Consider the following 16,514-nt stretch of genomic DNA (forward strand, 5'->3'; position numbering starts at 1 on the left):
GTAGTTTTGGTAGGCAGTCCTGTTGGGGAGGGAAAGTAATGAGATCTCTCTACCGAGCATTCTGCTCCTGCAACCATTGGCGCTATAAAGACATTGATGAACAGACCGTTTTTTTTGAAACATTTCACACTGAGGATGCGGGGGAACGTTTACGAGCGCTCCTAGCGAATATGTGGGGCGTTCCTGAATCCTCAGTCATTGTTTATAACGTCTATTCAGAGAAAGAATTGCTCCTGGATTCAATGGACGATTCTCCAGTAAGTAATGATGAAAAATTGTTTGAGGCTGGGTGGAGTAGCGAGAAGCAACAACCTTTTTATATAAATCAGGAGGACTGGCCTCTGATGCTGGTTTCTCCTCGGACACATGAGCGTCTGATTAAAGCATTTATGAGTATTAGTCAGATTGGCTCTGGCGGAAAGGAGGCTGTGCATGGCTAGCTCCCAGACGCAACATCTTCCTTTTTCTTTGGAAGCCGAGCAGTCAGTTCTCGGGGCATTAATGCTTGAGAATAACCGTTGGGACGATGTGGTTGAACGGGTCGTTGCCGGCGATTTTTATAACCGGGCACATCAGCAGATATTTAAGGCTATGCAACGGTTGGTCGAGAGCGGCCAACCCATCGACCTCATAACGCTGTCAGAATCAATCGAAAAATCCCCTAATAACCTGTTTGAGTCAATTGGGGGATTTGCTTACCTCGCAGAACTGGCCAAAAACACGCCCAGCGCAGCAAATACGAATGCCTATGCTGAGATTGTTAGAGATAGAAGTCAGGCTCGCCAGTTGATCGCATTGGGTAAAAAAATCAGCGCTGACGCAATGTCTACGGCACATGGGCAAATAAAGGTTTCTGATATTGCAGAACAGGCTGAGCAAGCGCTTTTTGACATATCAGAACAACGTGAAGCTCAGCGTGAAGTGACAGCTGCAGAAGCATTGGTTCAGGTCGTTGACCGACTGGAGCGAAATAACAAGATCCCAGATGGGATAACGGGGACACCAACAGGGTTTATCGAGCTCGATAAAGAGACGTGTGGTCTTCAGGAAGCAGATCTGATCATCTTGGCTGCGAGGCCTTCAATGGGGAAAACTGCATTGGGGGTAAATATCGCGGAAAACGCATTGTCACGGGTACCAGATAAACCTGTTTTCATTTTTAGCCTGGAAATGCCAGCAGAGCAACTAATGATGCGTATAGCTGCATCTATTGGTCGCGTCAGTATACAGGCCATGCGTAGTGGACAAATGAATGATGAAGATTGGGGGCGCTTCTCTGGTGCAATGGAGCTCATTCAATCATGGGGCGATCGCTTAGTCATTGACGACAGCAGTTTTCTCACACCATCACTCGTGCGTTCCCGTCTGCGTCGCTTGATCCGCAAATACGGAAAGCCAAGCCTTGCCATGATTGATTATCTGCAAATGATGAGCAGCCCTGGTGCCGAAAACCGAACCCAGGAAATCGCGGCTATTTCTCTTGGCCTTAAGGGTTGTGCAAAGACGTTCAAGATACCCATGCTGGTTTTGTCCCAGTTGAATCGTTCCCCTCAGGCTCGGGCAGATAAGCGGCCAACGCTTTCTGATTTAAGAGACGGTGGTTCATTGGAACAAGATGGTGATTTGATTATGTTTATTCACCGTGAAGAGGCCTACGACCCGAACACCCCGGATAAAGGATTGGCTGAAATCATTATTGGTAAACAACGTCAGGGACCCGTAGGCACGGTAAAGCTTGCTTTTGATGCGCAATATACACGCTTCAGGGATTCGACATCTGGCCATAGGGATCAATACTAATGAATAAAAAAATAGCCTCGTTACAGCTCGGCAACGCGATGCTGCAAGGCAGTCGTGAACCCGCAACGGCTCAGGTTTCCGCATTGCCGGTCAATGAAATGCCGATGGTGCTGACGTTGGATCAGATGGGTCCTCATCCGGATAATCCGCGAACCAAGCGGAATCCCAAATATGATGAGATTAAAGAGTCCATACGTCACCGCGGTCTGGATACTGTATTAAAGGTAACCCGCGATCCGAACGTACCTGATCTGTATGTCTTCAGTGACGGCGGTAACACACGTTATGAAATCCTGAGCGAGCTGTGGCAAGAAACAGGCGAAGAACGCTTTTTTCGTCACACGGTTATTTTCAAACCGTGGCCCGGCCGCCTTCAGTGTGTCATTGGCCATCTGGCTGAGAACGAAGTCCGTGGCGAATTGACCTTTATAGAAAAAGCCTTTGGTATCCAGAAAGCCCGTGGCATTTATGAGGAACAGCTGGGTAAATCGGTATCACTGCGTGAGTTGGCCACGTTGCTGACGGAGGCTGGCTTACCGATTGATAAATCAAGTATTAGCAGGATGGATAGCACGATAACCTTCCTATATCCCTATATGCCAGATTTGCTTGAGTCTGGGTTAGGCGCACCTCAAATTAGGAACTTACTATCATTAAGGCATGATGCTGAAAAAATTTGGTCTGAATATGTATTAACGGTTTCAACCGGAATGTCTTTTGAGGACGTTTTTGGTGGGTGCTGCAAAAAATTTGATTCTCCGGATGACTGGTCATTAGAAATGTTTCGGGACGAGTTTATCGGCGACCTAGTCAGCGCTTTACCGCACCCGTCACTGAACTACGATCGCTGGGTGATGGAATTAGATCCGAAGGTGCGTAATCAGCGCAAACTGTTCGGCGAGACTGACCCATTACCTGCGTTCGTCCATGAACCTCCACCTGAAGCTGCAAATAAAGACAAAGGTGATGACGATACTGGTCTAAAATCTGCGCCTCCATCTTCCCAGCAGTCTGGAAAGAATGACGACAGGCAACATTTTTCAGCACCGCCTTCAACATCTGTGCCTCCTTCGTTAAATAGCGCAACTGATGAACATTATCAGCATATCGATGAAGACGATAAACATGATGATGAAAACGTAGAGGGCAGTGAATCTCTGGGCAATGACAATGTCTTCTCTCATGACAATCTTTCTGGGTACAACGTTTCATTAGCAAATAGCCAAAGTCAAAGCGCAGATAATCAGGCAGCATTTTCTTTACCTTCTGGTGAGCATTCTACACAGCAGTTAGCCTCTTCTGCTTCTGTGTTTTCTTTTGCTAACGGCGGTTTGGAACCTGTTTCTGATATCTGGCAGATCCCTGTGTTTCAGGATGACATCGAACATTTACAGGATAGTGCCTATCGACTGGCATTTGAACTGGCTGAGGTTATGGGCTATCCCAACGAAATCCAGGAAGCAAAAGGGCTTCTTGATGCAGGCTATGTCGCCCCGATGATATCTCAGTCCCCCTTTATTCTCTTTCTCAATGGGTTGACCGGCGAACAAAGTGATGAACCATTCAACATGTTCAGCTTCTGCCTGAACATTATCGGCTCTGCAAACAAGGGAGACTCGCCTGTTCTTGATGATGAATACACCGTGAAAATATTACGTCTGATTCGGGTATTGCGTCGTTTACGCGAACATCAGCGGCAGATCACCACGGAACAAATAGAGCCGTAAAGGATGGGAAAATTGCGTTTACAAAGTGGCACCTATTATGAGGTGCTACTTAATGCACTATCCAGTGCAATAACAGAGAAAGAACGGCAGATTCAGGATGCGTATACGGATGATGTCCAAACATTGGATCGGTGCGGGGAAATACTCAGTCAGCATGGTGAATGTGATGCTTTCTTAAAAACAGCGAATGAATGTAAACCGCTAATTGCTGACTTTCGGCGTATTCATGCGTACTTATCGGATAAGCATTTAGATAGTTCAAAAAGAGACAAATAACATTTTACACATGGAGAAAATTTATGAGTGAAAATTCACTACAAATAGCAAATGCATCCCAGTCAGCAAATAATCTCCTTACCCAACTCGTGATGGACTTAAAGAGTGGTTATATACGTCGTTGTGAGTCTCTTGGGCTGAAACAAGAAGAAATGCAACTACTGCAAAGTCTGACGATTGAGGACCTGCATTATATTTCCAATAGCTCTGTTTCTGTATTGCAATTCAACATTCACCACGAGAATTTTTACCGTCTGGTTCAGCATGCCCGCCGTGAGCAAATGCGTACGCAGCGTATTGATCGTGCGTTATCACTAGGCGGTTCTATTGAACTGATGCAACACATGTTTGGGCTATCCAGTCTTGAGGTTGCCAATCGGCGGCGCATTGCCGGCATTGACGTACGTCCAGGCCGAGGTGTTGTCTTGAGTGAAGAGGATAGTGCCGCGTTATGGCAGCGTTGGCAGTTGGCTACTGTAGAGAATGCCGATAGCGGCGAGGGATTGGATGTCATGATGTTAGCCGCGGAGCAGATGGATGTGTCGTTGACTGCCGTTTGGCACGCCGTTCGGTCGTGGAGTCAAACGCATAGTATGAATGCTTCTGCTGAATCAGCAAAAAAAACGATATCACGGTGAGGATAATAATGCGCTCTCGTTTATGTGAAATCATGCCGGGATTATATGCTCCAGCAACAGTTAAAAAATCATATTCCCATAAAGCTAAAAATCAAATTCGGCGTTTTCGGCAAGGGGAGAAAAATTACACTCGCCTTACTGAAAAAAATAGCAAGTATCTAAAAATAGACATCGGCCCATTTTGGCGATTATTGAGTCGAAATCAGGGTGATTCGTGGGAGTTAATGAACCACGAACGTTATAACAAAGAAATACGAAAATAGTATGAGGTGATATATGACAATAACGGAATATTAAAAATGAGCCAATCAACACATGACTAATCAGTGTATTTATGCTGCATCTGTTTATTCGGATGCAGAAACAAGTGCATTGATTTTTTTTATCACGAGCCAACAGCCGGATAAAGAACAGTCAGCGATAAGGATAATGATATGAATCTGCCGGCCGACAGCCTGATAGCCTACACCGTTGAGAAGATGAATCTCCGGTTGGCTGAACGAATACCCGCTGATGACGCGGGACAGCTGCGTAGCGGGCTGCTTTATATGGGGAACGTACATGATGCATACCCCAGACGTTTACTATTAGATACCCGGTTATCTCCCCTGGATAAGATGGCCTGGATGATGATCCGCCTGTACGCCCAGCAAAATGAAGGGGCTATTTTCCCCACCTATGATGAATTACAGCTCCAACTAGCTTCCCCGCATAAAGGTAAGGCTTCCAGAGAAACGATCAGCAGAGTGCTATTGATGCTGAGGATCACCGGCTGGCTCAGTTTGTGCAAACGCGTTCGTGATGAAAAAGGCCGAGTTCGCGGAAACATTTATGCGCAGCATGATGAACCACTCTCATTCCGCGATGCTGAGATTTTCGATCCGGGTTGGCTGGATACGGTTGCTGAAGCATGCCAGAACAAGAACAAAACTATCAGTCAGACAGCATGGGAAGTGCTGAACGAGATCAAAAATGACACCACGATGCGCCATCGTCATAGCCGTATTGCGCTTATTGAGAGCCGCCTCGGTTCCGCACAAACACCGCAACAAATGGCAGCCAGACAGCGGGTTCGTTACCCCAGTTCGGAATCCGAACTAAGACAAAAACCACCAAGTTCGGATATAAATTCACTGAGTTCGGTATCCGAACTCAGTCATCCTGAAGAGGATAAATCACTTGGTTCGGAATCCGAACTCAGTGGTATTTCAAGGAGTTGTCACTCAGTTCGGAATCCGAACCGTTACGTACGTAGTAATACACAATGTGTAAAAAGAAATACGTACGTACTGCCGAGCGCGTTCGAACAGTTACTACCGATGGTCGATCGTAGCATGGTGACGGAGCAACTTCAGGCACTGACCAGCGAACAAGCTGAGCAGGTGCTGCAATCGATAAGCAGGGCGCTCTCTGACGGAGGACTGACTAACCCGATTGGCTGGCTACTGTCTGTATTGAAACGAGCCCGTGATGGAAAACTTTTTACTCAAAAAACGCCGACACGGCCTGCGCAGCCCCAAGCTGCAGACGCGCTTTTCACGGAGGGTATGCGTGTTTCTGAGGCGGCAACCGATGTTGTGCCTAAGCCGGTTTCAGACAAAGCGTTCGTCCAGAATATGCTGGCTGAGATACGGAAAAAGTGTTCTCCGAGATAAACGGGAGTGGTCAGCACTACACTGGTTAAATATTAGGCGGTGCTGCAGCCCTGCAGCAGCGATTAAAAAATGAGCACAGTGTGAATTCGGGTGCCGATATGAGGTATTTTTTGGTAGCTCACGCTGGATTGGTTAAATATTACTCAGTGCTGCCCCGGGCAGCAGCGATTAAAAAATAATCACAATGTGAGTTCGGGTGCCGGCGTGAGGTATTTTTGGTGGCTCGCGCTGGATTGGTTAAATATTAGTCAGTGCTGGCACTGCCAGCAGCGATTAAAAAACGACCACAATGTGAATTCAGGTGCCGACGTGAGGAGTTTTTTGGTAGTTCACACCCGATTGGTTAAATATTAATCGCTGTTGGCACTGCCAACAGCGATTAAAAAACGACCATAATGTGAATTCAGATGCCGATGTGAGGTGTTTTTTGGTAGTTCACACCAAATTGGTTAAATGTTAGTCAGTGCTGCCACTGGCAGCAGCGATTAAAAAATGACCACAATGTGAATTCGGGTGCCGACGTGAGGTATTTTTGGTGGCTCACGCTGGATTGGTTGAATATTAAGCGGTGTTGCAGCCTTGCAACAGCGATTAAAAAACAATCATTACATGATAGTTTTAGACGATGTTATATGAATGTGAAAGTTTATATAATAGTTTGGCTGGGCGAGTTGGGTTTTTGGTGGTACGTGTGTGCTCTTCCCGTCCCGGCACATTTATATTTACGTTTTCTCAAAACTGGTTTTGAATTGAGCTGATAGCTCCTTTGCCCTGAATATTTCTATCCCAAATCAGAAATATTTCAGGTCAGAACCAGGAGTTAGCGATGTCAGATACAGAAAACGGTGTGAATAAGGATACTCAGCAGGAGCCTGCTTTCCCAGAGCCGACAGCCTCATCTCCAACCACTCAGCCTACCCGTGAACGAGAATCCCGTTCCGGTGCATTGAAATCATCTTTAACTCTCGATCTCCATACTCATTATGCCATCAGGTTATGGGACGGACGCCGCAAAGAGCAAACGGCGACAGCCGATGTGAATTCACAACGGCCCCCTCGCCATATTTTTAGCATGCCGCAAGTGATATCACGGGCCGGTCAGGCATATCAGGCATCAGTTGCCGATAACCCTTATGCTGATGCACTGCTGGTTAAGTTGGAAGATGCTATTGAAATATCGACAGATAAAGTTCAGCAAGTGGTTCAAGAGATATCGGAGATCCTGAAATCTATCCCTGTATCAATAACGCTAACCGACGTTGTGTCTGTTTCACCACTAAATATCGGTGTTTATAGCAGTTCTCCGCTTGGATATCGCTGTGTCTGGCTATTGGTCGGCTATGACCAATTAGCGATGAAGGTATTTCAGGCTTTCCACTATGGTCTTATTTCTCGTGCAACTCGCGATCAATACTTGGATAAGGGAGGATATGCGATCAGACAGATATACAGCATCGTGCAGAATTACCGTGCTGTTGCTGTTACCCGCAATGATATTCTCACCAAAACGCCAGCAGGCCTGAAAGCCATTGAGCTTTACGGCGAGCCTGATGCAGACATTATGTCTGGGAAAGTGCGTTCTTCTTTTTCTGCACGGCTTTCTCCAATCGGGGGGGCGTAATGCGTTTATTTTTATGTGAAAAACCTTCTCAGGCCAAAGACATCGCGAAAGTTATGGGAATAACTCAGCGTGGTAAAGGATTTCTTTTTGGTAAGGACATTACAATTACGTGGGCTATTGGTCACCTTCTGGAGCTGGCTAATCCTGAGTCATACGGCGATGAATTTGCTCAATGGAGCCTTGATTCTCTGCCAATGCTCCCTTCACAGTGGAAGCTTCTTGTAAAGAAAGATACGTCGGAGCAATTCTCTGTCGTTAGTCGTTTGCTGAAGCAGGCGGACGACGTTGTTATTGCGTCGGATGCAGATCGGGAGGGGGAGGTTCTGGCCAGAGAGTTACTGGATTACTGCCATTTTACTGGAAATGTAAAACGCTTGTGGTTGAGTGCGCTCGACGACGCTAGTATCCGGAAGGGGTTAGACAATTTGTTGCCCGGGGAAAAAACGGTTCGCCTTTATTACGCAGGAATGGGACGCAGTAAAGCGGATTGGTTGATTGGCATGAATCTGACCCGCCTTTATACCTTAAAGGCTCGTGATAAAGGTTTTGGGCGACGTGATGTATTGTCTATCGGACGAGTGCAAACGCCAACGATGGCACTCGTGGTTCGCCGCGATCTTGAAATCGATAGTTTTGTGCCAAAGCCCTACTGGAAAGTTTGGGCTGAGTTAGAGAAAGATGGGATTCGGTTTACTGCAATCTGGATCCCAGCCGCTGGTTATTGTGATAGTGAGCATCGATGTATACAGCAGAACGCAGCATTGGCAGTAGAGCAACTGTGCCGAAATACTGAAACGGCCGTGGTACTTGATGTCACGATGAAGCGAGATAGGACCCCTGCACCTTTATGTTTTAGCTTAAGCGCTCTTCAACAAGTTTGTTCTCGTAAATGGGGGATGGGGGCAAATCAGGTACTGAGTATCGCGCAAGCACTCTACGAAACACATAAAGCAACAACGTACCCTAGAACGGATTGCGGGTATCTGCCAGAATCAATGAAAACAGAGATTGATGAAGTCCTTTCTGCGATTGTGCAATCCGATCCTGTGGTAGCCTCTGCTGTGCAAAGAGCTGATCGCTCATTTATTTCCCGCGTCTGGAATGATAAAAAAATAACTGCGCACCATGCCATTATTCCTACCAGGCAATCCTTTGATATCGCGAAATTATCGGAGGATGAATCAAAGGTTTATTCTCTCATTCGGCAACATTACTTGGCGCAATTTTTTCCGCTTCAGGAATCTGATGTAACCGAGGCAACGTTTAATATCGGCGGACAACTATTTCGGACCCGGGGACGTATTAGTGTTGTTCTCGGCTGGAAGGCTCTTTTTGTCGACGAGAAAGAAGTTAGTGTAGCCACTAAGGAGCAGGATGATAACGGCGGTGGTGAGTTACCCAAATTAAGTCAAAATGATTTATGTCAGGTAAAAGGGGCAGAGGTTAAGTCTCTGCAGACTAAGCCACCATCTCATTTCACTGACGGAACGCTCATTGCAGCGATGGAAAATGCGGCAAGTTTTGTTACTGATCCTGAGTTAAAAAAGGTACTACGTGAGAATGCTGGCTTGGGGACGGAGGCAACACGTGGCGGAATCATTGAAACACTGTTTAAACGGAATTATCTGGAGAAAAAAGGATCCTATATTCATTCGACCCTAATGGCCAGAGAACTGGTGTCAGCCCTACCAGAGACGTTAACCAGTCCTGGTATGACTGCGTTGTGGGAACAGTCTTTGGAAGATATATATCAGGGCAAACTCTCTCTTGAAGTTTTCATGCAGCGCCAGACAGAATGGACACGAATCTTAGTTGAAAAGGGCAAACAGCAAACAATTTCACTAACGCCCCCCGTTACTCCTCCATGCCCAACATGTGGCGGTATTACTCAAAGAATAAAAGGTACCAATGGAATATTTTGGGGATGTATAAAGTATCCCCTTTGCAAAGGTGTTGTAAGTGAAGGAGCAAAAACAAAAAGTAAATCAGGTAAAAGGACAGTAAAAATTAAGAATAAACCGGTTACCTGACAAGTGGTATTTTTGATATTGTAATTCCGCTTTGATGCAATTCGTACCTCGCAGGCTACGACGTAGTGTGATGTTCTTACGGGGAACTGAACGCTAAGAGCCCAGCAGATGGCTACCGCACACTAGTCGATCTGTAAGACGCATACCCTCCGTGAAAAGCGCGTCGGGAAACTTCCTCGGAGCCACGTTGAAGACCTCAGGGATCTGGTACACCCCACTAGACGGTGTCGGATAAAACCGACACCGTTTTTATTTATGCAGCGTAGTAAATGGTTTTTCCGTTAATTTTCATCCTATAACTGCTACTTTGTATGGGCTTTTCAGCCATGGCGAGAACAGTCCGAGCCAGACGCTCCCAGCGTCGAACAGGGGCGAATAGGCATTAAATTGCCGCTGAACCAGTCACATCGGTCAGGCGTTCTTACAAACTGTTGTTCCTCCCACGGCATCCATCTCGGGTGCCGTTTTTATTTTCACTGACACGTAAACAATTTAGGTTTGACGATATTGTTCAGTGATTTAAAAATGACCGTGCTTACTCGTCATCTTCGATGACCACCAATGATCCGGTGACTTGTGAGGATCGCTTTCGGGTAGTCACAAAAGAACACTTCTGTAGCCTGTAAGGAAGAACACGCTCAGTTGCGTGTGGTAAATCTGCCAGCCTTTGGAAGCAGATATCACCAGGTAGTTTGAACGCCGTTGCGAGCGTGGTGATGAAGGTCCGATTTTACTAACCAGACAAGTCAGGATAACAGCTGATCCTGACCCTTGACGGGAAAAACAATTCCCTCAAGGGATATGTTCTTTCCGTCGAATAAATTAACATTCCATGGAGAAATACATTATGTCTGCAAATAACAACAACCAAGCTCAAAAAAATTCTCAAACTGGCAAATCAGAATATTTTAATCTTCTGATTAATGGATTGGGATACGTCAGTAATATTCGTCAAGTTACTGGCACGTCAGGACCATTCCTGAGTTGTGTCATTAACGCATTAAGTGGTCCGGCAGATAAAGCGAACTATGTTCGTTTTGATGTTACCGTTGTTGGTAAGGAAGCCACTGACCTTATTTCGCGCTGTCAAAAGGCGTCTGATGAGGATCAGAAGGTCCTGATTGGATTCACATTGAGTAATCTCTCTGCTGATATTTTTACATTAAAATCCGGTGATCATGCCGGTGAACAGCGTGTTAGCCAGAAGGCCCGATTGATTAAGGTTGACTGGATTAAAGTAGGCCAAAAACAGGTTTATAAAGCTGAAAAATCTGACTCTGTGCCTCCTCAGAATAATGGTGCCGCTGCGGCTAAATCCTATGCGAATAATTCATTCTGATATCAGGTACTCATTATAGACACCCCGCTCGCGGGGTGTTTTTCAATGTAAAAGGAGAAAGATTATGGCTTCACGTGGTGTTAACAAAGTTATTTTAGTTGGCCATCTCGGTCAAGATCCTGAAATTCGCTATTTGCCGAATGGTGGTGCAGTTGCCAACATGACATTAGCGACTTCCGAGACTTGGCGGGATAAGCAGAGCGGTGAACAGAAAGAGAAGACTGAATGGCACCGTGTTGTGCTTTTTGGAAAACTCGCTGAAGTTGCTGGCGAATATCTTCGCAAAGGTTCTCAGGTTTACATTGAGGGATCATTACAGACTCGTAAATGGGCCGACCAAGCTGGCGTCGAACGCTATACGACAGAAATTGTCGTTAACGTTAGCGGTACGATGCAGATGTTAGGTTCTCGTCCTAACGGGGGAAGCAACAACCAAAGTGCGGCCAACACTTCATGGGGAAAACCTCAGCAGCCAGCAGCACCGGCACACAGTGGTACCCCTCAGTCTCAACGTCCAGCTGGCAATGAACCGCCGATGGATTTTGACGACGACATACCGTTTCTGGGGTTTGGCTATGGCGTATGTCGTAAAGCGATTTATGCCGTATCTTAATCTCATGCGCCAGGTTTTTTCTGGCGCTTTTCTTATTTACCTTTCCTTGCGGGAGAATTTCCCCGCGGGAAAGTTCTCCTAATCAATCAGGAGAACCGAATTTATGATCAACAATATACCTTCTTTTTTTCATACACCCTATGAACCAGGTATTTCGCTACGCGAAGACATCTTCAATAGGCAGTTCACCGCTGACGTTATGGGCAGTGTTGAGTACCTGGAAGATGATCGGAGCTATGGTTCCTTTTACCGAACTGAATCACTTCAAATCTCTGGCGGCGCCACTATCGCAGAGATTATTGATCGATTAACGGTCATTTATCGCGATGATAGCTGGCCATTTCGTGATGAAGATGCTGATTACTATGATCCCGACCTTGGGCATGATTGTGGGCCACAAAGTTTTTATCCTAGCCAGATCAGAATTCTAGATAGATTCGGAAAGCTGGTTCTCGGCGGTGTCTTTGCTGGGGATGGCATTCAGTGGACTAAGCCAGTTTCTAGTGATGTTGAGGCGAAACAGTTGTATTCCCAATGTGAGGAACTCCGCAAAGAAGCGGCGATTGAAGCATCATGGGATAATTATTCGACCGCCGAACGAATGAGGGATAAGGCAAACAGTCTATTGCTTGCTGATGCTGATGCTGATCGGCGTTGGCGACAGCATCCAGAAGTTCTCGCTCTTGTTAGCTAAATTGACGGGTACTTTCTTACATGACAGACTGAGTAAAACACTTACTTTTTCTGTGATCCTTCGGGGGTAAAATGACTACTCATACTCGATACGAGACTGATGTTGTCGCCTGGTCTAATGAGCAGGCGGAACTTTTACGCTCCGGTAAATTTTCAGAGATCGACTGCGAGAATATCGCGGAGGAGATTGCAGACGTGGGTAAGAGCGAACAACGGGAGCTGGCAAGCCGCATGGCTGTCTTGATTGCTCACTTACTGAAATGGAAATATCAACCGGAACGTCGTGGTTCGAGCTGGGAAAAGACGATCAAAGCGCAGCGTAAAGATGTGGCATACGCGCTGAAAGAGTCTCCGAGCCTGAAAACCAAACTGAATGACCCTGATTGGTATGATGTGATCTGGTCTAAAGCCGTGGCCATTGCAGCATCGGAAACACAGCTGGAAAACTTACCGGACGAGCAAATCTGGACGGTAGATGATGTGTTGTATTCTGAGTTTTGGCCAAATTAACTGATCCCCTGTAGTAATAGGGCACTAACGCTGGCTTCGGTCAGCGTTTTTCTTTTCTGAGCACGTTTTTAGTTTAGCGTTGTTCAGTCCGGGCTTGTCGGCAGAATAACCACCTGATTTTGAGATTTCTCTTAAACACGGTGGAGACTGATGACAAGACCTATGCGGCACCCTCGAAATACGCCAGCAACGACGACGCTGGCATGCCTTTCTGCTGCAATGCTGGTAGTTGGGTGCGCACAACAAACAACCTCTTCAGTTTCCCGCCCGGCTGTGCAGCCAAGGACGAACGATATTTATCAAAATCGTTCACCTGAAGTCGTGCGTTATGACCGTTACACACTGGTCAGCACTCGCCCTGCAGATTCACAACGCGATCCACTCAACCAAATGATCGACATCACGATGCCGCCGCAACTGGTGCGTAGCGTCGGGGATGGATTTCGTTATTTGTTGTTAGAGTCTGGCTATTCGCTGTGCCCCTCAACGTCATCAACGTTTTCTGAGCTGCTTGGTCGATCTTTGCCAGGTGTCCAGCGCAATATCGGTCCGGTTCGTCTCAGTGAAGCGTTGCAGATAGTTGCGGGGCCCGCGTGGCGGCTACGCGTTGACGATGTGAATCGTGAAGTCTGCTTTCTTCTGCGTGATGAATATCGTTCGTTTGCACCGGCCGCTTCTGCATCATTGTCTCCTTCCCCCGTTAAATCGGCCATTTCTGTCCCGCCTCGCACTTCCGGAAATCCTTTTACGAACCCAGGGGCGCAGACGAAGTCAGGCATGTTAAAACCGGACAGCCAACCCTTACCTGTACCAACCCTGACAACGCTTTCGCCGACAGCGACAGAGAGTAAACCTTCGGTATTGGCTACGGGGGTACCTGTTTCTGTGAACAAGCCGGTCGCTTCTGCCGCCATATCGAAACCTTCTGCTGCCGCCCAAACAGCCCCGTTGTCTGCGCTGCCATCACCTGTAAAATCCTCAGTCGCTCCAGCTCCAGCTGCAAAATCAATCCCGGCACCGACGACAGCATTGCCGCCGGCTCCTGTCGCGCAGCCGCCAAAAAAAGATGAAACGGCAAAGTTGCTTTTGACGTCGTCTAAGACGAGCCCGGCAGTAGTTGCACCTGTGGTCCCGACGCCAGTAGCTTCTCCTGTTGTGGCTTCTGAACCCAAGCCCGCACCTGTTATTACACCAGTCTGGAAAGCCGATCCCGATACCACCACATTACGTGAGTTTTTGACGCGAAAGGCTTCCTCAGTCGATTGCCCCTATGGCGGAAAATGGGCTGTGGTTTGGCCGATCAATGTCGATTATCCCTTGCCGCCTCGCCTGGTTATTCATGGCAGTTTCGATGCATTTGTGAACCGCATTTTTTATTTATATGGACCAGAAAGGGTGGATGGGAAAGTGGATACCCCGCTCTATGGCCTCGCTAACCGCAGCCAGTGTGTTGTTGTGGTCTCTGATAAACCCCTAAGAACAGGGCTGAACTGATGCAAGGCATGTTGGTGTTAATGGCGTTGTTAGTCCTGGTTGGCGGATACCAGGGGGCACGCTCTACTGGTGATTTGTCGGTGGATACGGTCATAGAAACTTCTACGGCACGCCAAATGCTTCAGACAGCCAACACGCTAGGAAGGTTAAAAGCTCTGGGGGGAAATGTCCTGTCCTTATGTCCCGGGAACCGTCCTTCGAATCTGCTTTCAATCCCTGGTTTGGAAGATAACCCAGACATTTACTGCACCGAATATAACGGACGAGTTTTCGTGTGGGCAAAAGAAAAGCCAGGTATGGCCAGGGTGTTACGTGAATTATCACGCGACTCACGGCTGCTGGCTCGTATCAACGAAGGGCGTGTGAATACTCTTGTTGACCCCGCTCCCTGGCCCGTTCCATTGCCTGCCGGCGTCACGGAAGGTTCTTTGGTATACATCAACTAAGAGAAGACGATGTCACAATTTACCCCTCATTTTACATACCGGAACGTTGCGCTGGCATTGCTCGTTTCTATCCTGAATGGTTGTGCTACCAACGGGTTTAGAGGTGCAGATGAGCAAGCAGAACGGGATATCCGAACGGCTGAGCAGTTACATGGATTATCTCGCACACAGCCTTCCTCTCCTTCACTTGTCTGGGTTGACGAGCCCTGGGTCAATCCCCGCCCTATTCGTGTCAGTGCACGGGCGCAACAGGTCAAGTTACCGCCATGCAGCCTGACCTTGATTATTGATGGCAGCTTGTCTCTGTATGAAGTTGGCCAGCGTATTACCCGCAGTTGCGGGTTCCCGGTTGTGATAACGCCTGATGCTATGAGTGCGCTGTCCGGGGGTTCTGCATCGCAGGGGGCGGGGCCGACACGCGCTATCCAGGGTGCACTTCCTCGTCCGGATGAAGGAGGGCGTCCCGCGCTTGCCAGTATTGGTGGGGTGACGTCTACCTCGTCATTTTCACCGAATATCGGTGCGGGACTGATTACTGATATCAGCTGGGAAGGTGAGCCTCTCGGTGGAGCTCTGGATCAAATTACATCGCGTACGGGGCTTAACTGGAAATTCGAAAACAATCAGGTGGTGCTGTATTACCTGGACACGCGAACTTACCGATTAAAGGTTCTCAACGCTGAAACATCCATGAATTCCAACTTGACCGGCACTAGTAGCTCGACGGCCGGAGGTGATAATAGCTCGGTAAGCGGCAGCCAGAATTCAGGACAGAGCACTAGCGTTAAGCTGGAAAGCAAAATTCATAATGACATCGGTCAATCCATTAAGTCGATGATCAGTCCATCGGGGAACTGGCACCTCTCTGGCTCAACGGGCGAACTTGTTGTAACAGATGTTCCCCAGGTACTGGACAGAGTTGAGGGCTATATCGACAACCTGAATGTGCGTATGAATCGGATGGTCAAGCTTATGGTTAGCGTCTATTCGGTTCAGCGCAAAGGTTCAAGCCAGACGTCACTGGACTGGTCTGTTGTTGCTAATCGTCTCGATCGATTTGGCTTAACGTTGGCGGGGACGCCAACGGCCACTACTGCAATTTCATCCGCAGGTATCAATGTTATTGATGGAAAATTTGCAGGCACGACGGCGTTGTTCCGGGCATTAGAGTCGCAAGGCAAGGTGTCTGTTGTGATGGCTCATGAGGCAACGACGACTAATTTGGTTCCTGCACCGTTTCAGATTGCGGGCCAGATGGTTTACCTGCGAAACCAGAAAACAACCGTGTCCGAAAATTATGCCACGACGGACATGGAACCCGGAAGCATCACTACGGGGACACAGATGACACTATTGCCTGATATCCGTGATGAAGGCGATATTCAACTGCAATTTAACTTCAGCCACTCCGATCCGGCACAGTTACGCAAAGAGTCATCTGAAGATGGCAGAACCAAAATGGAGATGCCGTATACCACCGTACGCAGCTTAAGTGAGAGGGTTAATCTGAAGCCAGGCCAGACGCTGATCGTCAGTGGTTATAACTCGCGCAATCTGACTACATCTCGGGAGGGTGCATTCGATCCTGATGTCACCGTCGCCGGCGGTGGTAAATCAAGTGAAACGGATGATGTCACCCTGATCATCGCCGTTACGCCAGTTCTGATGTGAG

At 47.6% G+C, this 16,514-nt stretch carries 16 protein-coding genes; all 16 read left to right on the forward strand.

Annotated elements, in window-relative coordinates; all coding sequences use genetic code 11:
* The first annotated feature begins 38 nt into the window (after positions 1–38).
* Positions 39–440: a hypothetical protein gene (locus tag EO763_RS04790; protein WP_161528254.1), complete on the forward strand. Its 402-nt coding sequence runs from the start codon at positions 39–41 to the stop codon at positions 438–440.
* Positions 433–1,800: an SPI-7-type island replicative DNA helicase gene (gene dnaB-PI / locus EO763_RS04795; protein ID WP_161528255.1), complete on the forward strand. Its 1,368-nt coding sequence runs from the start codon at positions 433–435 to the stop codon at positions 1,798–1,800. Before EO763_RS04790 ends, dnaB-PI begins: the two co-directional genes overlap by 8 nt.
* Positions 1,800–3,527: a ParB family protein gene (locus EO763_RS04800; protein ID WP_116167174.1), complete on the forward strand. Its 1,728-nt coding sequence runs from the start codon at positions 1,800–1,802 to the stop codon at positions 3,525–3,527. Before dnaB-PI ends, EO763_RS04800 begins: the two co-directional genes overlap by 1 nt.
* 3 nt (positions 3,528–3,530) lie before the next feature.
* Positions 3,531–3,803 (forward strand): hypothetical protein, encoded by a 273-nt coding sequence (locus EO763_RS04805; RefSeq protein ID WP_116167173.1) that lies wholly within the window; start codon positions 3,531–3,533, stop codon positions 3,801–3,803.
* Positions 3,804–3,826: 23 nt separating this feature from the next.
* The gene (locus EO763_RS04810) at positions 3,827–4,441 is read left to right on the forward strand and encodes a DUF2857 domain-containing protein (protein WP_116167172.1); all 615 of its coding nucleotides are present in this window, start codon (positions 3,827–3,829) and stop codon (positions 4,439–4,441) included.
* An 8-nt stretch (positions 4,442–4,449) separates the two neighbouring features.
* Complete coding sequence (locus EO763_RS23550) at positions 4,450–4,704, forward strand: ParE family toxin-like protein (protein ID WP_116167171.1); 255 nt, start codon at positions 4,450–4,452, stop codon at positions 4,702–4,704.
* A gap of 171 nt (positions 4,705–4,875) precedes the next feature.
* Positions 4,876–6,096: an STY4528 family pathogenicity island replication protein gene (locus tag EO763_RS04815; protein ID WP_116167170.1), complete on the forward strand. Its 1,221-nt coding sequence runs from the start codon at positions 4,876–4,878 to the stop codon at positions 6,094–6,096.
* Positions 6,097–6,922: 826 nt separating this feature from the next.
* Positions 6,923–7,717 (forward strand): PFL_4669 family integrating conjugative element protein, encoded by a 795-nt coding sequence (locus EO763_RS04820; RefSeq protein WP_116167169.1) that lies wholly within the window; start codon positions 6,923–6,925, stop codon positions 7,715–7,717.
* Entirely contained in the window at positions 7,717–9,747 is a 2,031-nt protein-coding gene (locus tag EO763_RS04825; protein WP_161528256.1) for a DNA topoisomerase III, read from the forward strand. The genes EO763_RS04820 and EO763_RS04825 overlap by 1 nt, the downstream gene beginning before the upstream one ends.
* A gap of 847 nt (positions 9,748–10,594) precedes the next feature.
* On the forward strand, positions 10,595–11,086 hold the full coding sequence (locus EO763_RS04830) for an STY4534 family ICE replication protein (RefSeq protein ID WP_161528257.1): 492 nt from the start codon (positions 10,595–10,597) through the stop codon (positions 11,084–11,086).
* A 64-nt stretch (positions 11,087–11,150) separates the two neighbouring features.
* Positions 11,151–11,699, forward strand: a complete 549-nt coding sequence (locus EO763_RS04835; RefSeq protein ID WP_161528258.1) for a single-stranded DNA-binding protein — start codon at positions 11,151–11,153, stop codon at positions 11,697–11,699.
* Positions 11,700–11,802: 103 nt separating this feature from the next.
* Positions 11,803–12,393, forward strand: coding sequence for a hypothetical protein (locus EO763_RS04840; protein ID WP_161528259.1), 591 nt, complete (start codon positions 11,803–11,805; stop codon positions 12,391–12,393).
* A 71-nt stretch (positions 12,394–12,464) separates the two neighbouring features.
* Positions 12,465–12,902, forward strand: a complete 438-nt coding sequence (locus EO763_RS04845; protein ID WP_161528260.1) for a DUF29 domain-containing protein — start codon at positions 12,465–12,467, stop codon at positions 12,900–12,902.
* A 150-nt stretch (positions 12,903–13,052) separates the two neighbouring features.
* Complete coding sequence (pilL2, locus tag EO763_RS04850; protein WP_161528261.1) at positions 13,053–14,396, forward strand: PFGI-1 class ICE element type IV pilus protein PilL2; 1,344 nt, start codon at positions 13,053–13,055, stop codon at positions 14,394–14,396.
* Complete coding sequence (locus EO763_RS04855) at positions 14,396–14,842, forward strand: type IV pilus biogenesis protein PilM (RefSeq protein WP_161528262.1); 447 nt, start codon at positions 14,396–14,398, stop codon at positions 14,840–14,842. Before pilL2 ends, EO763_RS04855 begins: the two co-directional genes overlap by 1 nt.
* 9 nt (positions 14,843–14,851) lie before the next feature.
* Positions 14,852–16,513 carry a PilN family type IVB pilus formation outer membrane protein gene (gene pilN / locus EO763_RS04860; RefSeq protein ID WP_161528263.1) on the forward strand — a complete coding sequence of 554 codons (1,662 nt, stop codon included), beginning with the start codon at positions 14,852–14,854 and terminating at the stop codon, positions 16,511–16,513.
* Position 16,514 lies beyond the last annotated feature (1 nt).

The organism is Pectobacterium odoriferum (assembly GCF_009931295.1).
In the GTDB taxonomy this organism is placed as follows: Bacteria; Pseudomonadota; Gammaproteobacteria; order Enterobacterales; family Enterobacteriaceae; genus Pectobacterium; species Pectobacterium odoriferum.